General features: G+C 57.8%; 16 protein-coding genes and 2 tRNA genes. 7 read left to right on the forward strand and 11 right to left on the reverse strand.

What is annotated here, in order from left to right; translation table 11 throughout:
* A partial coding sequence (locus LN415_06015; GenBank protein MCJ2556649.1) for an alcohol dehydrogenase catalytic domain-containing protein occupies positions 1–345 on the reverse strand: 345 nt, incomplete at its 3' end.
* A gap of 41 nt (positions 346–386) precedes the next feature.
* Positions 387–1,283, reverse strand: coding sequence for an NAD(P)-dependent alcohol dehydrogenase (locus tag LN415_06020; protein MCJ2556650.1), 897 nt, complete (start codon positions 1,281–1,283; stop codon positions 387–389).
* Positions 1,284–1,568: 285 nt separating this feature from the next.
* Here LN415_06020 and LN415_06025 point away from each other — a divergent pair, with 285 nt between their 5' ends.
* Positions 1,569–2,768, forward strand: coding sequence for a hypothetical protein (locus tag LN415_06025; GenBank protein MCJ2556651.1), 1,200 nt, complete (start codon positions 1,569–1,571; stop codon positions 2,766–2,768).
* Here LN415_06025 and LN415_06030 read toward each other — a convergent pair.
* The 9 genes from LN415_06030 to LN415_06070 form a co-directional block, all read right to left on the reverse strand.
* Positions 2,752–3,285: an NYN domain-containing protein gene (locus LN415_06030; protein ID MCJ2556652.1), complete on the reverse strand. Its 534-nt coding sequence runs from the start codon at positions 3,283–3,285 to the stop codon at positions 2,752–2,754. The two genes, LN415_06025 and LN415_06030, sit on opposite strands and share 17 nt — an antisense overlap.
* Before the next feature lie 188 nt (positions 3,286–3,473).
* The gene (locus tag LN415_06035; protein MCJ2556653.1) at positions 3,474–3,734 is read right to left on the reverse strand and encodes a type II toxin-antitoxin system RelE/ParE family toxin; all 261 of its coding nucleotides are present in this window, start codon (positions 3,732–3,734) and stop codon (positions 3,474–3,476) included.
* Positions 3,721–3,909, reverse strand: coding sequence for a hypothetical protein (locus LN415_06040; GenBank protein ID MCJ2556654.1), 189 nt, complete (start codon positions 3,907–3,909; stop codon positions 3,721–3,723). Before LN415_06040 ends, LN415_06035 begins: the two co-directional genes overlap by 14 nt.
* 19 nt (positions 3,910–3,928) lie before the next feature.
* Complete coding sequence (locus tag LN415_06045) at positions 3,929–4,330, reverse strand: PIN domain-containing protein (protein MCJ2556655.1); 402 nt, start codon at positions 4,328–4,330, stop codon at positions 3,929–3,931.
* A complete protein-coding gene (locus tag LN415_06050) occupies positions 4,303–4,692 on the reverse strand; it encodes a HEPN domain-containing protein (protein ID MCJ2556656.1) in 390 nt (129 codons plus the stop codon). The genes LN415_06045 and LN415_06050 overlap by 28 nt, the downstream gene beginning before the upstream one ends.
* On the reverse strand, positions 4,677–5,264 hold the full coding sequence (locus tag LN415_06055) for a nucleotidyltransferase domain-containing protein (protein MCJ2556657.1): 588 nt from the start codon (positions 5,262–5,264) through the stop codon (positions 4,677–4,679). Before LN415_06055 ends, LN415_06050 begins: the two co-directional genes overlap by 16 nt.
* Positions 5,265–5,380: 116 nt before the next feature.
* Positions 5,381–5,875: a tRNA (N6-threonylcarbamoyladenosine(37)-N6)-methyltransferase TrmO gene (gene tsaA, locus LN415_06060; GenBank protein ID MCJ2556658.1), complete on the reverse strand. Its 495-nt coding sequence runs from the start codon at positions 5,873–5,875 to the stop codon at positions 5,381–5,383.
* 60 nt (positions 5,876–5,935) lie between these two features.
* Complete coding sequence (locus LN415_06065; protein ID MCJ2556659.1) at positions 5,936–9,868, reverse strand: hypothetical protein; 3,933 nt, start codon at positions 9,866–9,868, stop codon at positions 5,936–5,938.
* The gene (locus tag LN415_06070; GenBank protein MCJ2556660.1) at positions 9,865–14,808 is read right to left on the reverse strand and encodes a DNRLRE domain-containing protein; all 4,944 of its coding nucleotides are present in this window, start codon (positions 14,806–14,808) and stop codon (positions 9,865–9,867) included. The genes LN415_06065 and LN415_06070 overlap by 4 nt, the downstream gene beginning before the upstream one ends.
* 265 nt (positions 14,809–15,073) lie before the next feature.
* Between LN415_06070 and pheT the strand changes: the two genes are divergently transcribed.
* From pheT to LN415_06100, 6 genes are all read left to right on the forward strand, one after another.
* Positions 15,074–16,693, forward strand: coding sequence for a phenylalanine--tRNA ligase subunit beta (gene pheT / locus LN415_06075; protein ID MCJ2556661.1), 1,620 nt, complete (start codon positions 15,074–15,076; stop codon positions 16,691–16,693).
* A gap of 40 nt (positions 16,694–16,733) precedes the next feature.
* Positions 16,734–16,820 (forward strand) — tRNA-Ser (locus LN415_06080).
* 7 nt (positions 16,821–16,827) lie between these two features.
* A tRNA-Leu gene (locus tag LN415_06085) sits at positions 16,828–16,912 on the forward strand.
* Positions 16,913–17,000: 88 nt separating this feature from the next.
* Positions 17,001–18,179 carry an aspartate--ammonia ligase gene (gene asnA / locus LN415_06090; protein MCJ2556662.1) on the forward strand — a complete coding sequence of 393 codons (1,179 nt, stop codon included), beginning with the start codon at positions 17,001–17,003 and terminating at the stop codon, positions 18,177–18,179.
* 108 nt (positions 18,180–18,287) lie between these two features.
* Entirely contained in the window at positions 18,288–19,223 is a 936-nt protein-coding gene (locus LN415_06095) for a radical SAM protein (GenBank protein MCJ2556663.1), read from the forward strand.
* Positions 19,220–20,014, forward strand: coding sequence for a lipoate--protein ligase family protein (locus LN415_06100; protein ID MCJ2556664.1), 795 nt, complete (start codon positions 19,220–19,222; stop codon positions 20,012–20,014). The genes LN415_06095 and LN415_06100 overlap by 4 nt, the downstream gene beginning before the upstream one ends.
* Positions 20,015–20,091: the final 77 nt, after the last annotated feature.

A 20,091-nucleotide genomic window follows, 5' to 3' on the forward strand; every position in this document is an offset into this window, starting at 1 on the left:
TACAGGTTCTTCAGGCAGAAGACATATGTACTCTGCATTAGCACCAAAACCCATACCGGCAGATCCAAATACCTGGTCACCTTCTTTAAATAGCTTTACATCTTTGCCTACTGCTTCAATTTCTCCGGCTAGCTCAGACCCTAGTATAGTGATTTTGGGTTTTGTGAGACCAGTGACAATTTTTCCAATAAATGGCCCACCCTTTCGAGAGCTGCAGTCCAATGCCGTTACTACTGTCGCATATATTTTTATCAGTACTTCATTGTCCTTGGGAATAGGTTTGTCTACCTCTTTGAGCTGAAGAACATCCGGTGGTCCGTATTTTGTCCATACAATCGCTTTCATAAGTGTTCCTCCCATAGTTGTCTTAGTTCGGTTATTATTATCTATATAGTGATGACTACATTTCCCTTTTTGTGTCCTTTGTCAACATATTTGTGAGCCTCAACAATTTCTTCCAACGGATAGGTTCTATCTATGACCGATTTAAGATTTCCCGCTTCAATAACTTCTTTAAGAAAGAGGAGATCTTCAACTTTTAAAGCTTTTCCATTACCCGAATCTTTATTAACACTAAGATAGATTCCTCCCTTCTTTAGAGCCTTCTTACATTGTGAAGACGAGGCTTTTCCGACGGCATCAAAAACAACATCGTAGGTCTTTCCACTTTCTGTAAAATCTTCTACAGTGTAATCAATTACCTTATCGGCTCCCAGAGATTTCACCAATTCCAGATTCGAGGTACTGCATACCCCGGTGACTTCCGCCCCATAGTACTTGGCGAGCTGGACCGCAAAAGTACCTATCGATCCAGAAGCGCCATTGATGAGGACTTCCTGTCCGCTCTGGATCTTTCCCTTATCTCTAAGGAAAGGCAATGCTGTCAATGCGCCATCGCAGGACGCCGCGGCTTCCCCGTAGGTCATGTTGGCCGGTTTTGCTGCCAGCTGCCCGTCTTCAGGCATGCATGTGTACTCGGCGTTGGCACCGAGTCCACAGTATCCGAAGACTTGGTCACCTTTCTTGAACAGCTTCACATCTTTGCCTACTGCTTCAATCTCCCCGCCAAGCTCAACTCCGAGTATGGGTTTCTTTGGTCTCATGAGACCAGTGAACAATCTCACTATGAACGGTTTACCCTTTCGAGCGGCCATTTCATATGTCGTTACTGTTGTCGCGTGGATCTTTATGAGAACTTCATTATCTTCAGGAACAGGCTTTTCAACCTCTTTGAGCTGAAGAACATCCGGGGGTCCGTATTTCGTCCATACAATCGCTTTCATGAGTGTTCCTCCAGACTCATTTAGATTTGGTCATCATAACGCGTTTATATGAAAGTATCGCGTGGGTTCACAGAGCCAGTTGCCCTGATCCAGCGGTATGCAGCAAGTCCCGTCTTGCCTCCATCTCAAAGGCTCTGAGGATCCGTTCTTCTGAGCCCTATACACAGCCTCTCTGTGAGGGATTCGGTGAAGGGCGAGCAGTCCATCGAGATTGGCAGCCTGCTTCACCGCAGAGAAGTTAAATATCCCTGAGACCTATTGCATGATGGGTCTGGGGGGCCTGAAATGAGAAAGTTCACAGCAGCAGTAATTTGCTTGGCGATAGTAACCTTGGTCGTCGCCGTGCCCGATTCGTGCGCAGCAAGTCCTGGCGACCCCTATGTCGACGAAGTGGTCGACTTCTGGGGCGGCGTGAGTGGATTCTTGGGGGGATGGGACAAGGGCAACTACAACATCCCGGTCAGTCCTGACGTGGCATTGGGAGCCCCCGACGGCTGGTTCGTCTCCATAACCCCTGGGGATTGGATCATATTCGCATTCACCGATAACACGATGATCGACGGTCCCGGACCGGACATCGCCATCAGGGAGATCGGCAACAATGCCGGGCAGGAGAAGGCCGAGATCTGGGTGAGCGCGGTCAATGATGGCGTGCAGTTCACCTCCTTGGGCATAATCGCCAGCCAGGGTTGGGAGACGAACCCGACCCTCTATCTCGACCTCGCCGACATCGGCTTCACCGAGACCGTCGGGTACGTGAAGGTCAGCGATGGCGTGGGTGGCTCTGCACCAGGCTTTGATCTGGATGCTGTCTGGGCGCTGAACGAGGGAGAGGTCATCGTGGAGGCGGACATCGACTTCGACCCTGACACATTGAACCTGAAGAGCAAGGGCCGCTGGGCCACCGTCTACATAGAGCTGCCCGACGGATACGACGTCGGGGAGATAGACGCGAGCACGGTCCTGCTCGAGGACGCGATATCGCCCGTTCAGGACCAGAAGTACGGCTTCGTCGCCTACGACGACTCGTACGTGGTGGACCACGACGGGGACGGCATCATGGAGAGGATGCTCAAGTTCCTGCGCTCGGAGGTCCACGCGATCGTCTCGCCGGGGGTCTACAACTTCAAGGTGAGCGGTGAGCTGGAGGACGGCACGGAGTTCGAAGGGTACAGCGATCCGATCACGGTCATCGATCCCGATCAGAAGGCGAAACAAGAGAGGCTGACGCACCAGGGACCGAGTTCTTCTTCGCATGCGGGGATCCCTGCTCGAGTCCCGACCTCTCATGAGGTGTCCACGGCACGAGCACCCGCTGTTCGCACGGACACGGTGGAAGCGTCGCGACCATCGAGCTCAGCTCTCTCGTCTCATCGCTTCCCGCTCGTTTCCACGGATGAAGTGCTCTCGCCAGAACGATTCCAGAACCCGGAAAGCTTCTCCAATGACGATCGTCCTGGTAACGACATCACTTCTCGATCCTGACCTCGTCGATGAGATCTGGGGTGATCTCGAAGCAGTCGTCGCAGGTATCCAACAGCTCGTCGTGCACCGCGTTCTTCGAGTAGTACAGCTGCGTAAGGACGCCAGTGTCCTTTGCCGCCTGCACCGCCGGCACGAAGTCGCTGTCTCCAGTGAGGAGGACAGCCCTCTGTATCTGCTTCCCCCAGCTCATCCTCACCAGGTCGACCGCCAGCAGGATGTCCACCCTCTTCTGCACGAACTGACCGCCGATGCGGCTCAGCTTGCCCAACCTGACCTCGAACCTCGGGAGCCTCCTGAGGGTGAAGAGGAACTTGTCCGCCTTCGCGAAGCGTTCAGTCTCCTTCCGTGTTGGTGGGTGGCTCTGGTACGGCATGCAGTTGTAGTAGTACGTCCTCAGGCGTTCCGAATCCTCGCAAAGCTTCTCTGACAGCTTGAGGAAGTCGACCGCTGGCTCTCCGTGTTTCTTGAGCACCTGCACTAGGTATGCGCCATCTATGAAAACAGCTGATCCGTCCATCCCCTCCAACCCTATTTATGACCATCATCCTCACGAACGATGGCGGTGATTTACGTGTGAAAAGATGCCCTCGTGCGTATATAATGGTTTCCGCTGGCAAATCACTGGCCATTGTGGACTACGTCGATGGCGGAACAATTCCATCGGGAGCGGGAGCGCCGCCCTCCCGCCAGAGCGATTCCAGAACCTCAATCCACCCATGAATATGCAACGCGCCGGTGAAGTATCCTGACGACGAGGACCCTCTTGCCCTCCACGGTGAACATCACCCTGTATTCCCCGACGCGGAGGCGGAAGTAGTCCCTCTTGGGTCCCTTGAGCCTCTTGACCGTCGAGCGGGAGGGATCGATATTGCGAAGCGCCCGCTTGATGCGCGCTCTCGTTCCTTTGTCCAGCGCTTCGAGCTGCTTCCTGGCGGTCTGGGAGACGAGAACCTCATATTTCGTCAAGGGGCACGAACTCCTCGGTCTCGACTATCCTGTCCAGTTCCTCGAAGAAGCTCAGCTTGCGGGCGGCCTCCAGAAGGCGCTGTATGAGCCCGTCGTAGGTCTCGTCCTTCCGCCCGAACTTGCGGAGGTCGTCCCGCGTCTCCGTTCTTATGCGTATCGTCGTGGCCCCGCTCATGTTATACCCCGTTATGCAATCATATACTTGTGCATACATATACGTTTGCATCCTGGCGGGACATGACGGCAACGCTCGCGCAGTCCGCCACGGAAAGGGTGCCGTCGTACTGCAGGTGGAGCGCCATCGCCTCGTCCAGCAGGTCCGCGTCAACGAAGACGACGTCGCACTCGTCGACGAAGTACTCGTAGAGCGTCTGCCCCGCCTTCCCGCCGCCTCGCTCGCCAACGATGGTCACGCTCTCCGCCACGATCAGGTCGGTGACGAGGAACTCTCGAGGGACCTTCAGTCCGAAAGCCTGCTCGCGCCACCTGTCCTTGCTGTCGGCCAGGGCCACGAAGTAGGAGCTGTGAGCCTGGGTGTGCAGAGCAACTTGGCAGTGAAGACGGGTGACTACACCTTGACATACTTCTTCACCCATCTCATAAATGAAACTGCGTATCTCATCAATCTCATCGCATCCTTCTCGGAGATGGTCTTTCCCAGATAACCGGCGGTCGACCGCATATCCAATGACCTTTTCAGCGCACCTCTCTGAGCATCGTCCTTGATCGATCTAATGACATCGATGTGAAGTCTTATGGCCTCCTTGTGGTCTGCGGATGCTCTCATTTCCAAGAAGTGGATCGTGAGAGCATCGTTCGCGTTGATTATCGATTGAGTGGCGTTGAACCCCGCGACGTTGAATCTCCTTTGTTGCAGATTGTCTTGCGCGGAGCTCAGGAATTCCTCTGCCTGCCGCAGATAGGCCAATGCGTCCGACCTCCTCACCTTCCTAGCCATTCTGCATCACCATGAAGCACGTTCCCCTCATCGAGGACGTTCAATATGAATGGATCCGACTTCCTCAATCTGTCCCTAGCCTCTTTTATGGATAGATAGACTGGCACGATTACGACGTCGTATTTGTCAAGCAGAGCCTCCACACGCTCGACGACAACATCCTCGGGTTTCTTCCTTGAGTATACGATGAGAATGTCTATGTCGCTTCTCTCGCCGAAGTCCCCGCGAGCCACGGACCCGAACAAGATGATGTTCTTCACATTGGTCTTCTTCAGACCATCGGAGAACTCTTTCGCGACTGTGAGATAGCCTGTCCTCTCCTCCAATATGAGCTCTCGAATCCTCTCGTAGAGTATGTGCCTCGTGTTAATCCTGTAGAGTTTCGACTTCCCTATCTTCCTGACAAGCACCATTCTGGTGTCGACCAAGCTCTTGAGTGAGGGATGGACAGTGCCGAATGATTGTTCGGTGGCCTTCACCAGATCCTCGAGGCAGTATTCCCTGTCCTCCGATTCCATCATCTCTCTTATGATCTTGACTTTTGATTTGGCACCGAGTATTCTCTCCAACATCCACTGTACAAATCGATTGATCGCTATTTGTACTTATCGATTTATCGATGGTAGAATCGGAAATTCGATGACATTCGCACTTCACGCAACGGCCATTTGCCCGCTCCCGAAGAGGATTACTCCGAGAACCTGCCATCGTCCCTCGTCTTGCGGAGCCTGTCCACTCTCTTCTTGAGCCAGCCTATGCTGGTCGTCTCCCGCACGTCGAACTCCGGGACATAGGGCTTGACGTCCAGAAGGGGAGTTCCGTCCACGACGTCGACGTCCTGGATGTGGAGCACTCCGCCCTCGACCTTGACAAGACGCACTATCGACATGCCGATGGGGTTCGGACGGGACGGGGCACGCGTCGCGAACACACCTCGCAGCTGGTCATCCATGTACGGCTTCACCTGCAGCGCCTTCCCCGCGAGATGGAAATGGTAGAGCAGGATGATGTGCGAGAAACCCTCGACGTCCTTCAGGCCGTCGGTGAACTCGGGGAAGACCTCAACCGTTCCGTTGGTGTCTTCCGCAGCAGATGCCTGTATGGGCACACCAGAGGGCTCCTTGAACGGTGAATGTATTATTCCGATGGGCACGTATCTGATCTCTGACGCAGTCGATACCACAGAAGCTCAGCTGCGGGAGTGCGGCCGCGATATATGAAGTCCCCGCCTCTTCTCCTCGGACTAGTCGCTCTTTGCCGGGGTCGACCCTGTCCGCCGCCTAGCCGCGACCAGATAGAAGCTCTCCTCGAACCCCTCTAGGTGACCATGGACGCTCGACTCGTCACCCTCCCGGAGCGCCTTGTGGAACTCGCCCGTGTCGAGGTCCTCGAACGCTGCCGTCAGCTTCTCCAACACCGGCTTGGAGAGGAACCAGGACGAGATGACGGCTAGGCGCAGCTCCTTGCCGTGGATCAGCGTGACCTTGAACTTGTCGAAGTCCAGCCTGTGCGCCTCCTCGATCCCCTCTTCCGCCGTCCTTTGGATGATGAACTCGAGCGGGACCGTCGCCTTGCCGGTCAGTTGAATCTCTCTGACCAGGGAGCCGTCCTCCTTGAGCAGGTATCCGGCGTGGATCTCGTCCCTGTGCGCGATGTAGGCGGCCCACAGGAGAACGGCCACGAGCGCGGCCACCATGATGAGCCAGAGAAGGAACCAGTCCGTTTCCGAGCGGACGATAACGACCACGAATCCTGTCGAGGAGTCCAGACCGTCGCCGACCGTGACGGTTATCGTCTCCCGCTTGACGTCCTTGGGATACTTCAGGGTGATGTTGAAGCCCGAGACCTCGGCGTACTCGCTGTTCACGGAGATGTTGAGGTCACCCATCGGCGAGTCGACGTCGGAGATGTAGGCGGACAGGTCGATGGTACGGCTCCGCCCCGCCCAGACCTCGATCTCGGGAATCGGCCCGATCACAGGTGCGTCGTTCATGGGGATGACCTGGACGATGATTATCTGCTCGACCAGAGCCCCCGTTGGGTCCGTCGCCCTCACTGTGATGAGCTCGAAGCCGAACCAGTCCGGCTCCGCCCACATGTCGACCGTGCGGTCCTCGTTTATGCGGACCCTCACCGACCTGTTGCCCGAGGAGTAGTAGAGGTTGTCCCCGTCGACGTCGAGGAAGTAGTAGTCCAGGTTCGTGAAGAAGACGTTCAGGCTCGTCTCGTCCTCGTTGAAGGAGACATCCGGGAGCGGCCTCAGCTTCTCTGGCGGGTAGTCCTCCGAGATCGTCACATTGACCACGTCGAAGCCCGTCCCGATGCCGTCCGTGACCCATATCGTGACCTGCACGGTCTCGTTGAGCATCGACTGCGGGTAGTTCATCACAAGTCCGAGATTGTTGGTCGGGCTTATCCAGATGTGCGCGCCGTCGGACGTGAACACCGTGAGTTCGTCGGTGGTGTTGTCCACGTCCTCGATGTATGGCGTCAGGTCGAAGTTGTAGGAGTGATCATAATGGACGACGATGTCGGGAACGCCGGATATCGTCGGCGGCTCGTTCACCGGCGGGGGTCCCACTGGCGTTGAGAGGCCCACGACCTCGTCCGTGGAGGACAGTCCGACCTCGTCCCAGGCCTGGGCCATCAGGACAGCGCCGGAGAGCTCCAACCCGCCAACGTCCCAGACGGCGCTCCCGTCCGGCGGCGTTTCAGTCGTTATCGTGTGAAGCTGGCCGTCATTGTACCTGAGCTCGACCGTCACCGCGTCAGCATCCACGGCGTAGGTGATCGTCACGTTGCCATCCACGACGGAGTCGTCGGCAGGCTGCAGTATCTGAATCGAGGGCGGCGTGCAGTCTATCTCCACCCCTGAGACGGAATGCTCCGCGCTGGCGTTGAACAAGTCAGTGGCAATCGCCTTGAGCGTCACGACCTGGTCCCCAACGGAGCAGCTGTCCCATGAGAAGACGCCGTCAACGTCGGGATCGAATCCCAGGAAGTTCCAGGATGTGCCGTTGAAGTACTCGAAGGAGATGTTCACGACGGTCGCGCCCACGGAGTAGAGCGTGTCGTACATCCCCGTGATGTGCTCGTCCTGAGCCGGGCTGATGATGCTCACGGAGGGCAAGGACCACATTGCCTGATACCAGTAGAGCGTGTCGACCGGATTGTGGAATATCAGATCCGACCCGCCAGTGCCGACGGTCGCGTTCATGTGCTTGCCGGGCGGGACCATCCCCGAGGTGTCGTTGTCGTGCAGGTAGAGGAGGGTCGAGGGGCTCGTGGGAATCTCCAGACTGGAGGGTTGGGCAATGGAGTCGTACGCCATGACGAATCGCTCATCGTCACCAGCTCCGACGATGTCGATCTCGAGCCGCAGGTAGCGGGGATCGCTGTCCGTGAAGTTCTGCACCGCACCGGTCCCGATCGCAAGAGCGAAGGGGTTCGGCGTTCCGCTGTCAATCGCTGCAATCGGAGAGGCGACAATCAGCTGAGGGTCTGACCCGTTGGGCCTGACGTGGTGCACGCTGACGACGATTTGCACGATCGCCGTCGTCTCTTCAGGTCCGAGCATGATTGCGGGGTTCTCGCCCCCAAGCTCCACGACGAACCAGCCGATGTCGGCCTCGGCCGCCGTATTGTCCCTTTCCATCGTGAGATTGGTGGCGGACAGCGCCATCGTGACCGACCCGACGCCGATGAGGTCATCACCAGCGTACGGCGAGCGGCCCATGCTCTGACCGGTGGTGGGCTGTACGGAGGCGAACGCAACCGAGCGATTCAGGTCAACCGCGGGAGCAAGAGGAACTGTCCTGTTGTCGACGCCCAGCCCGAAGTTCTCAGACCCTGACAGCACCCTGGTGCCGTCGTTCATCTCCACGGCCTGCCACGATATCTCGGTGATGTTGTCCTGCCATCCGGAGATGCTCCTGTCGATCATGATCGTTGTAGAATTGACCAGCTGCGCCCGCAGCATCCTGGCGCCCACGTCCGGTCCTGACCCTTCCGTTATGAAGCTGACGAGCACGAAGGTCCTGTTCACGTCCACGGGCGTGCTCAAGGTCGCGTTGACGGAGGTCGTCGGTTCGATCATCGTGAAGACCGAGCCCTTCTGGACCATGGCATCCCCGGGATTGGTGAACTCCACCACCTGCCACCAGATCGCGTGTCCCGCGTTGGCACCGTATACCCTGAACTGGACGTTGCTCGCGTTGGTCAGTTCCCCGAGGACGGGATCATCGTAGCTCCAATTGATGTCAGCGCTCGAAGGCGTCTTGGACCACAACACGAAGGCCTGACTGACGTTCGCAACGGGATTGATGGCGACATCCATAACGGTTGATGTCTGAGAGGGGATCTGTCCTCTCTGCACCTGCACTCCCAAATGATACTCAACGACGTACCACTGAATAGTGATGGGTACCGGCACGGCCTCGTTCGTCACTCGTACGAATTCGAGTGCGGTGGATGTGGCGATCCTGCCCCTGACCTCGGAGCTAACGGGACGCCCGCCATCATGGCGAGCATTAAACATGAGGAACGTCTTGGTCATGTCGACCGCCGATATGGGAATCATCACGACGCCGTTGGACGAGCTCACCGAGGTGCCGCTCTGCAGCGACCTCACCCCCCCGCCAGAGCTCGCGTTCGTCGGAGGGCTGCTTGCCGATGTGTTCCCGTAGTAGAGGTAGTAGTCCTTGTCGGACAAAGAGGCCGTGATGACCCTGTGAAGTGCAAACCAGATTCTCGTGGACGTGTCGTTCCACGCCGAGCCCGGGTCGAGGCTCCGGTTGAGCTCAACCCATGCTGCACCGTCCCAATGGACCACCCGCATGTCGTCGCCGTCCGCCTGGGACTTGCCGGCAGACACGAGTGCAGCGTGGTCGAGGGCGGTTGACACCGCGAATCCCGCGGGGAGGTCGGACAGGCCTGCTGTGACGGTCATGCTCTGCCTGAACTGACATTGGGTCCCGTTCCACCAGGGTCTGGGGAGCTCGCTGAAATGCATGTGAAGGACATAGGGTCCCGCATCGATGTTAACGTCCGCGGTGCCCGTGTGCAAGGAAGGAGCCAGCGAAAGGAGCATCAGTACTGCGATCGCAACTGCGGGAACTCCCCTGAGCCACGAAGGTCGCGTACTCGATGATATGCCCGTCGTGCTGCGTGACATCATTTCGACCCTCCCTCCTGATGGCCGCTGCCATCCGCCTCGTCGAGATCCAGCGCCTTCTCAATCTCGAAGGGGCCTTCTCCGCCGTCCTCGGCCTCGATGTCGTTTGTGGGGTCGAACTCCCCCAGATGCTTTCTGAGGATCCGTTCCACTCCCGCGAATCCCGCTAGGAATCCGCTCCAGTCCTTCAGCTCGTCGGCATATGTCCTCTCGATTTCCTCCAAGGCTTCCTTCAGAGGCCGCATGTTCCTTCTCGTCTCGTGCCCGCTGTAGACGATGGCAAGGTACACCTGTTCGCCCTTCTCGATCAGAATCTTCTGGTCCCCGAAGTCTATCCTCCTCACGGGTACGTCCTCTATCTCTCGGAACGAGTCCCGTATGAACTCCTGGATCACGGTGAACATGCTCGAGAAGATGTCCTCGTCGACGTAGGTCTCCTTCTCCATCACGGAATGGCTGATGAGGGTGCCACTCCTGTGGATCAGGAACGTCTCGTCGATGTCAATCCTGGCGAAGAACCATCTCGAGAATATCGCGAGTATCAGGCCCGCAAGGATGATCGTGATTATGGACCACGGCCAGTATATCTGGTCCCAGATGGAGGGCGGTGGCGGACCGATGATGCTGACCCGGATAGTGGCATAGGTCGTTAATGAACCATCGCTCACCTCGAGGCGGATGTAATCGGTGCCCTCGTCCGAATAGGCGAACAGGAGCATGTACCCGGCGATGGAGGGCGTCTCCGCGTAGTCGCCCGACACGAGGATCGTCAGCTCCGAGAAGCTGTTGTCGACGTCGTGGATATACTCCGTCAGGTCCAGAGTGTAGGTCTGGCCCTTCATCAGGACCAGGTCCGCGATGGGCAGTATCACGGGCGCGTCGTTGACCGGGAGGACGTCCACCTTTATCGTCTGCTCCCTTATCCCGCCGAACGTGTCGGTCGCTCGGAAGGTCACATACTCCACACCGAACCAGTCCTGAACGGAAGAGAAGTCGACGACGAGAGTTGAGTTATCGATGGACACGATGACGTTCGAAGAGAGGCTGGTATATGTGAGCTCATCTCCGTCCGGATCGAGGAAGTGATCGTCGATCGTGAACGCGTCCGAGAGTCCATTGTCCTCGAAGAAGATGAAGTCAGGGATGGGAGAGGCGACCTCTGGCGACAGGTTGTCGAGCACAGTTATGTTGATGTCCTGGAACGCTTCCTCCAAGCCGTCGCTCACGGTGATCCGGACAGCGAAGGTCTGCCCGCTCAGGCTTACTGGGTAGTAGATGTACATGACAGTCGTCTGGCTGCCATAGATGAATATGTGAGTGGGATCGTTGGTGGTTATCAGGAGATCGGACGTGTCGTTGTCCACGTCGTGGACGTAGGGCATCAGGTCGAACGTGTAGTTGATCAGGGGGCTGGCGATGTCATCATAATGGACCACGAGGTCCGGGACGCCCGAGATCGTCGGCGGGTCGTTGACGGGGAGGACCGTCACAAGGACGATGTCCTCTGCTCTGGCGTTCTCGGGATCGATCGCCCTGAAGGTCACGATCTCCTGTCCAGACCAGTCCACGGGGGCCTTGAAGTCCACCGTGTGGTCCTCGTTGATCGTGATGTCGACCTGGATGTTCCCGGTCGTGTAGAAGAGGCTGTCCGCGTCCGGGTCATCGAAGTAGTCGTCCAGGTCGAAGTAGTTTATCACCTCCTCGCCCTCGTAGAGGGTGATGTCCGGCAGCTGCGTCGTCAGAACCGGCACGTAATCCTCCGATACCGTGATCGCCAGCAGCGTAAACATCTCCCCTCCGTCCTCGTCGTGGACCGCTATTCTTGGATACTGGGGGGAGAGGTCGAGGTACTCCTCGGGGTAGGTGAATGTCCCCCACAGCCCGTCGAAGGATACGTGGTCGGCGTCGGTGCAAGTCAGCGTGAGGTCCTCCTTCGCGGTTTCAACATCCGAGACGTAGTCGTAGAAGTAGTAGGTGTAGGCGACGTCGTAGTGTAGCGTGAAGGGAGTAATGCTCTCGATTGTGGGCCTATCGTTCACGGATGTTATGTTGACGTAAAGGGTCTGGCCGTCTGTATGGCCATCCTTGTCCCTCAGCCATATCGTGAGCTCGTCGCTACCGTAAGCGTCCGGGACTGTGGTGAGCGTTATCAGGTGGTTCCCGATGACATTGTCTCCGCTGATCGTCGTCAGCGAGGGATCATGGTCCGTGAAGAACCACGTGAGGTCGGAGAGAGGGTCCTGAGGATCGCTCGCGAACGCGGAGAGGTCGAGGCTCCAGCTGCCGTAGTCCTCAGTCTTGAGCTGATCTGGTACGGTTCCCTGTATCGCTGGATCGACGTTGGTCACGACGACGGAAACGTTCGCGGTGCCGGTAACATTGCTCTGGAGCGTGGCGGTGATCCTGATCCAGCCGTCGAGCAGTGATGTGTCCTGTGCCCTGAGCGTGGCGTTCTGGATCAATGAGTATGTCACGGTACCCGCGTTCGTCTCCCAAACCGAATCCACTATCGCCACGAGGTTTCCATCCAAGTCGTAGCCCGTGGCGGTGAAATCCATGTATTCTAGGTGCTCGATGACCGCTGGGTCCGGCTGCACCTGGATCGTGTCCAAGGCGCCCGCCACTACTGTCATCCAGTCCGTCGTGTTCGTGTGTCCGAGGCCATCATCGATCGAGACCGTTCCTGTTCCGACCGTCGTCGCCTCGAATAGAGATGTTTCAGAAGGTCCTGCGGGAATGGTTCCGATGCCTCCGTTGACCGCCCAAGTGACGTTGGCGGGACCTATCATGTTCCCGTCGGCATCGTACTCGTATGCTGCGAGGTTCACGCTTTCGTCCGCCGTCAGCGTTCCAGGGCTCCATGGTTCAATGCCAACGCGGAATCTCGAACCTACCACTACTTGTATCATATTCGTCGTGTTCGTGTGTCCGAGGCCGTCATTCGCTGTGATCGTTCCGATGCCAGGCTGTGTCGGATCGAAGACCGCTGAGGAGTTGGGACCAGGGGTTATCGTTCCTACGCCCCCCGCCACCGACCAATTGGCGAGAATGGGTCCCACGAGATTGCCCTCGGAATCGTATGCGCTCACGTTGAGGAACAGCATGTCGTCGGTCGTGAGAGTGCCTGGATCCCACGGGTCTATCCCTATTCCGGAAGCCGCCCCAGGAAGGACGTTGACGGTCGTGTAGTTGGATATCGTGTCGTCCGAGTTGTTGCAGTAGACGCGCCAGGTTCCTGCGGTCCCTGGATTGTAGACACCACTAGCGTCGACGGCACCGGTTGGGTCCGTTGTAGACCAGTACTGAGCGAACGTCACCACATTGTGGAAAGGGTCATGTCCAATGGCATCGAGGTCGATGACATCATCGGCAGTGCCAGTCCATGTAGCGAGAGACATGTGAATGTGGTCCAGGGCTCCGGAGAAGGAGTAGGTAATCGTCATGTTGAAGAGCGTCGGCGTCGATGCCGTGTCCATCGTCGTGAGGTTGGCCATGAACCTGATCGACGGCGAGAGGACAGATTGCAGACTCTCTCCAGTATTGACAGGGGTCCAGGACATGCCGGAATCAGTGGAATAGGAGAATGTCACGTTGGAGTCGAGAGGCCCGTTGTAGAGAGCGTCGAAGTCCTCCCAGCTGACCCAACTGGCGGGAGCAAAGTCCTCGGTCTCCAGGATTCCCTCAGATGCGTACTTCCAGTAGTCGATCCTGACTTCCTCCAGGACAGGCGTCTTGGTCGTGTTGTACGTCTCCATCTCGACCTTGTACTGCAGGCACATGTCGGATAGCGAAGTGATCTGAGAACCGAGGGGCGACAGGTAGGCGGGAGACCAGCTGCTCCAGCTCCCGGCGCAATCGCCTGAACGAGTGTGCAACGACAGGTTCGTCTGGCTGGGCTGACTGGAGTTCCAGCTGATGTTCCCCCAGTTGACTTGGGACTGCCCGTCCATCACTCTCGAGACGAACGAGCCGTTGGCGTATCCTCCCTCTGTCGTCACGTAGTCGACTCTGAGTCTTGGACGCCTGCCAGGTGAACCCCATTCCTTGCTGTTGAATACCTTCCTGCTCTCCAAGTAAGGCTGGTCCTCCGCCATGAGGATTGCGCCGTAGTTCGTCCTCGTGCCGGTCATCCAGTCATCTACAAGCGCTGTTATGTCCCACAGATGATTGATCGTCTGGTTCGTTACGTCGGTCAAAACGAATTCGGCTGTGGCATTGAAGTCACCGCCTGGCGTGACCCAGCTGGTGACTCCGTCCCGACTATCCCATGTGACACCGTTGGTCGGATTTCCGTCGCCCGTTCCCTCAACCCATGAAGCGGTCACCTGGTGCGCCGAGACGTTAACGGGATTGGCGCTGGCCGCCCATTCGAGGTTTAACCGTATTTCCGCGTGAGTAATCAGGTTGAGAGCCCCGATTGCGCTAAGGTCAAACTGAATGAGAATCCTCTCTGGCTCAGAGGATTCCACATTCAACTCCACGGAGGCCCCGTAGTTCTTGTTGCCTCCGCCCGCGGCGGTGATGTAAGCGTCCTTTCCATTTCCATAGTCGACCCCGATATCGAAGGATCCGGGCGTGCCAGCGGCAGCCGTGTCGTTCAACGTGATATTCCCGGGAACAGATACCAGATCCACGTTCAGGAATGTCGACCCTTGCTGGAAGTCCGCCTGGCTGGTGTCGACGAATTGGAACGGCAGGACCTCGAGCGTGACGTTGCCGGCGCCGAAGCTCAGGTTCTGGAAGGTGTAGTTGGCGGGATTCTGGAAGGCCCATGTGGCCGTCGCTGTCCCGTCACTGTTGTCCACCAAGGCGGGATCGGACAAAGAGTCGTCTGTCAGGGCCATGAAACTGGAAGCGAGTAGCAAGAAGACCAGACACGTCAGTCTCGCGTTGCTTACGCTCGATGATTGATTTGCATACGTTCGTTTGAGATCGCCCTTCACGAATTGCCTCCGGCTGCGAGGAACATCTATGCTCCAGTGAACCATTCTCCTCGTTCCGATAAAACGATGAGTCTTCGATTATCAGGTCTGAGAATCAGTTCCGATAGTCTCGGTGGGACAGTACTCCCGCCCCGATCCCCGCGAGGGGTCGACCTCCCTGCAGAGCGCCTGGAAGTGACAATGTCCATCACCAAATCACCGCTGCGGATGGTCGGAAGACCCCGCATTCTAAAGTTTCTTATACCGTCTAACTGTTTTCGAGGCAATGCCAGTCATCACGCTAGATTACGGTGACCTCATCTCGCTCATCGGCCAGGATGTCCCGATGGACGAGCTCCTGGAGAGAATCCCGATGCTCGGAGCCTCCCTGGAGGGAGTGGAAGGCAACGAGATGAGCGTGGAGTTCTTCCCGAACAGGCCTGACCTCTATTCGGTCGAAGGGGTCGCCAGAGCCCTCAGGGGGTTTCTGAACTTCGAGAAGGGGCTCGCCCATTATCCAACGGAGGACTCGGGGATCGACTTCATAGTCGACAAGAGCGTGACGGATGTCCGCCCGTACGCCGTTGGAGGCGTCGTGAGGGACGTGGAGATGACGGACGAGCTCGTGAAGTCCCTGATGGACATGCAGGAGAAGCTTCACCTCACGATGGGCAGGAAGAGGAGAAAGGTCTCGGTCGGCGTTCATGACATAGACAATGTGGCTCCGCCCTTCACATACATGGGCGTTCCGCCGGAGGAGAGGACGTTCTTCCCGCTCCAGGGCACGCGGGAGATGAACATGGCCGAGATCCTGCGCGAGCATCCGAAGGGCGTCGACTACGCGTACATCCTCGAGGGGAAGGATAGGTTCCCGCTCATAGTCGACAAGAATGACGAGGTGCTCTCGTTCCCGCCGATCATCAACGGGATCGCGACGACAGTCACGGAGGAGACCACGAACCTCTTCCTCGACGTCACGGGTCTGGACTACGAGGCCGTCCACACGACGCTCGTGATCGTGGCGACCGCACTGGCCGAAAGAGGCGGGAAGCTCCAGACGGTCAATCTTCACACGCCGGAGGGCGACAGTATCACACCTGACCTGACCCCAAAGACGAGGGTCCTGAACAGGGTTTACGCGAACAAGCTCATAGGGGTCGACCTCAGCCCGGAAGAGACGGTGGACTGCCTCGAAAGGATGAGGTTCGCCTGCAACGTCACGGGTGAGGACATCGAGGTCCAGATACCCGCCTACAGGAACGACATCCTCCACCCCGCGGACCTCGTGGAGGACGTGGCCATTGCGTACGGATATGAGAGAATCGAACCGCAGACGCCGAGGGCGACGACGACGGGGAGCCTGATACGGTTCAACGAGGCCTGCAACTCGCTGCGCAACCTGATGATAGGATACGGCTACACGGAGGCGAGCACGCTCAGCCTGGTCGGCGCCGACTCCCAAGAGGAGGGTGTCGAGCACGTGAAGCTGATGCATCCCATAACGACGGAGCAGTCGACACTGAGAACGTCCCTCCTTCCCTCCCTGATGACTCTCCTGCAGGCGAACAGGCATCACGAGCTCCCGCAGAGGTTCTTCGAGGCGGGGGACGTCGTCATAGAAGCCAAGAACGTGAGGAAACTAGCGGGCGTGTCGATCCACGCGAAGGCGGGCTTCACCGAGGTCAAGTCCCTCGTCCAAAGCCTCCTTCGCGACCTGGGGCACGAGATGAGTATCGAACCGCGAAAGGACGGCCTGTTCATCAGGGGCCGGGCAGCGTCCGTGGTCAAAGGAGGAGAGGATATCGGCAAGTTCGGTGAGATGACCCCTGACGTGATCGATGAGTACGAGCTGAGCTACCCGGTCGTTGGCTTCGAGCTCGACCTTCCCTCGCTGTTGGCCGACTGAGGCAAAAGATTCAATTATCATTCCTCATTCTCTCTACCGAGCTGAGGTAGCTAAGCCCGGACCAAGGCGCCGGCCTTGAGAGTCGGTGGTGCACTGCACCGCGGGAGTTCGAATCTCCCCCTCAGCGTGCAGAAGCGAGGGTAGCCAAGCCTGGTCAACGGCGCTAGGTTGAGGGCCTAGTCCTGCAGAGGTCCTTGGGTTCGAATCCCAACCCTCGCACTCCTTCTGGACGCGCTCGATCGGGCCGCCAGATTGACGTGCATTTGCTCACGTTTATATATCCCAGCGGCATTGCTTCGAGAGGACTATGGCCACGCTGTCCAGAGTGGTCAAAGACAACAAGGAGATGAGTGCGATGACAGACAAGAAAGCGGACCTCGCCGGTCCCGGCATAGGAGACTACGCCGAGCTAGAGAAGATCCTGCCGCAGGACTACAGTCCTCTGCTGACACCGAAGGAGACGCAGAAGGCCATTTTCGCGATGAAGAGCTACATCGAGGAGGGGCTGTGCAAGGAGCTCAACCTGATGATGGTCTCGGTCCCGCTCATCGTGGACGTCAAGAGTGGTGTGAACGACGACTTGGACCGTGACGGCTCGCGGTCCCCGATACAGTTCCACATCTCCAACGACTATGACAAGAACCCGATTGATGCTCAGATAGTGCAGGCGGCGACGAAATGGAAGCGCGTCGCGCTGAAGCAGTTCGACATGCAGGTCGGCGAGGGCATCTGCACGGACATGCACGCGGTGCGGAAGGACTACTTCCTCGACCACGACCACAGCGCCTACGTGGACCAGTGGGACTGGGAGATGGTGATCTCCGACGAGCACCGGAACCTGGCGTTCCTGACGGACATCGTGGAGAAGATCTGGAAGGTCCTCAAGGGCGCTGAGACGCGCGTCCAGGAGATGTTCCCGCAGCTGGTGACGGACAAGTATCCCAGCCTGCCCGAGAAGCTCAAGTTCCTGCATGCCGAGGAGATCCTCGAGAGATATCCTGACCTCCCGCGAAAGCAGCGCGAGACGGAGATCCTGCAGGATTTCCCCGCCGTGTTCATCTACGGCATCGGCTGGCCGCTCGAGGACGGCTATCCGCACGAGATGAGGGCCGCGGACTACGACGACTGGGTCACGGAGACCGTGTCCAAGGACGGGAAACCCATGCATGGGCTGAACGGAGACATACTCGTCTGGAACCCCGTGACAAAGCGGAGGCACGAGCTGACATCCATGGGGATCCGCGTGAACCCGGAGACGCTCAGGCAGCAGCTGGAGATGTCCGGACAGCTGGACTTCTTGGAGCTTCCATACCATCAGGGGATACTGAACGGCGAGCTCCCGCTAAGCGTCGGCGGCGGGATAGGACAGTCCCGTACGTATATGCTCCTGCTCAAGATGGCGCATCTGGGAGAAGTGAGCGTCAGCGTCTGGCCGAAGATACTGAAGGACATGTGCGCGAAGAAGCAGATTTTCGTTCTTGAATGATAGTTCAATCCGTTTCTCGAGCGAGTGTTTCATTAAGTCCAATGCCATTTCCGTGTCTGACACAACGAGCAACACCCGATGTGCGGTGTCTGTTCACGGGGACAACTCATGAAGGTCAGAGTAGCCACAGGAACCGCAATCCACCTCGGGCTGAGGAAGGGCAAGCTGCCATCCAGACCAACGACGGCCCATCTCCTGACGCCTGGCAAGTGCACCTTCGATTGCGCATACTGCACCAAGGCAAGATCCAGCGCTTCGAACCCTGATTTCATGTGCAGGATCACATGGCCCGCTCATTCGGAACCGCACGTGTGGGACGCGCTTGAGGAGACGTCATCAGCCTTCACGAGGATTTGCATCCAGGTCGTCAACGGCCCGGGCTGCTTCGAGACCGCGAAGAGATGGGCCCGAGAGGCCAAGAGCCGGTGCGACCTTCCCGTGAGCGTTGAAGCGCGGGTGAACAGACCGAGCGACGTGGCGGAACTGCTGAGAGAGGGCGCCGACTGCGTAGGCCTGCCGCTCGATGTCGCGTCCGAGAGACTGCATCCGGTCCTGAGGGGAGGCCGACTCGATGAGGCTCTGGAGCTGACACTGTCATCCGCAGATTCCTTTCCGGGAAGGGTAAGTACGCACATCATCGTGGGTCTGGGAGAGACCGACGAGGAGATGGTCGATGTCTCCCGGAGAGTGTTGGAGAAGGACATACCGCTCGCCCTGTTCGCTTTCACACCGTGCAAGGGAACCAGGCTGGAGAACATAGACCCGCCGAGCCTCAAGCGGTTCAGGAAGATACAGCTGGCAACCCACCTCATCGCGGAGGACGCCAGCACGAGGTTGGAGTACGATCGAGCAGGAGGACTGATCCTGCCTTCCATCGAGGATGACGACCTCATCAGCATGATGGGCGAAGCTCTTCTCACGCGGGGATGCGAGGGGTGCAACAGGCCCTTCTACAATGAGAGACCTGGATGCACGCCGTACAACTACCCAGAGACCCTCACGGAAGAACAGATTGCGGAGGAGATGCGGGTGATACGGAGTTGACGCGGACCCGAGACGTAGACACGGAGACAGGCAAGCCGATTTGGAGGCTTCTAGAGACCGGTCATGCGGACGCTTTCCACAACATGGCCCTGGACGAGGCCATCTTGGAGGCAGGAAGGGACGGCAGGGTTCGGCCCACGCTACGACTGTACGGCTGGAGCCCACCGGCGGTCTCGATCGGGTACTTCCAGAGGCTCGATGAGGAGGTTCACACTCAGACGTGCGAGGACCTGGGAATCGACGTCGTGAGGCGCATCACCGGCGGCGGGGCGGTCCTCCACGACAAGGAGGTCACCTATTCCGTCATCGCTTCCGAGACGGATGATTCAATACCCAGAGGTATGCTGGAGTCTTACAAGCTGATATGTGCGGGCATAATCGAGGGTCTCAGGAGCCTCGGAATCGAGGCGGGCCTTTCCGGTAACGATATTGTCGTTGGCTCGGAGAAGGTCTCGGGAAACGCCCAGAACAGAAGGTGGGGGGCCATCCTGCAGCACGGGTCAATATTCCTCGACGCGGACTACGAGACCATGTTCAGCGTCCTGAACGTCGCAAAGGAACAAATGAATAGGGGAAACACGTGTATGGTGAGAGGGAGGATGACTTCCCTGCGGGAACTGAGCGGCAAAGGGCCGGATTTCCGGACGGTCTCCAGCCACTTGGCAAAGGGATTCGAGAAGGCCCTGGGGATCGAGTTCTCGAGCGCGGAGCCCGCGAAGGAGGAAACCGAGAGGGCGGAGAGCCTGGCCCGCACGAAGTACTCCACACCGGAGTGGAACGGGAGAAGATGAGGGAGTGATGCTGATAGTCGTCTACCTGATCGTGGCAGTGGGGTTCTTCTTCCATCCATAACGTGATGCCCGGGGAC

The sequence above is a fragment of the Candidatus Thermoplasmatota archaeon genome (assembly GCA_022848865.1).
Lineage (GTDB): Archaea > Thermoplasmatota > Thermoplasmata > RBG-16-68-12 > JAGMCJ01 > JAGMCJ01.

Coding starts and splice junctions, on each gene's coding strand:
- LN415_06020 (MCJ2556650.1), bottom strand. CDS start 1,283: ATGAAAGCGATTGTATGGACGAAATACGGACCCCCGGATGTTCTTCAG.
- LN415_06025 (MCJ2556651.1), top strand. CDS start 1,569: ATGAGAAAGTTCACAGCAGCAGTAATTTGCTTGGCGATAGTAACCTTG.
- LN415_06030 (MCJ2556652.1), bottom strand. CDS start 3,285: ATGGACGGATCAGCTGTTTTCATAGATGGCGCATACCTAGTGCAGGTG.
- LN415_06040 (MCJ2556654.1), bottom strand. CDS start 3,909: ATGAGCGGGGCCACGACGATACGCATAAGAACGGAGACGCGGGACGAC.
- LN415_06045 (MCJ2556655.1), bottom strand. CDS start 4,330: ATGGGTGAAGAAGTATGTCAAGGTGTAGTCACCCGTCTTCACTGCCAA.
- LN415_06050 (MCJ2556656.1), bottom strand. CDS start 4,692: ATGGCTAGGAAGGTGAGGAGGTCGGACGCATTGGCCTATCTGCGGCAG.
- LN415_06055 (MCJ2556657.1), bottom strand. CDS start 5,264: ATGTTGGAGAGAATACTCGGTGCCAAATCAAAAGTCAAGATCATAAGA.
- LN415_06065 (MCJ2556659.1), bottom strand. CDS start 9,868: ATGATGTCACGCAGCACGACGGGCATATCATCGAGTACGCGACCTTCG.
- pheT (MCJ2556661.1), top strand. CDS start 15,074: ATGCCAGTCATCACGCTAGATTACGGTGACCTCATCTCGCTCATCGGC.
- asnA (MCJ2556662.1), top strand. CDS start 17,001: ATGGCCACGCTGTCCAGAGTGGTCAAAGACAACAAGGAGATGAGTGCG.
- LN415_06095 (MCJ2556663.1), top strand. CDS start 18,288: ATGAAGGTCAGAGTAGCCACAGGAACCGCAATCCACCTCGGGCTGAGG.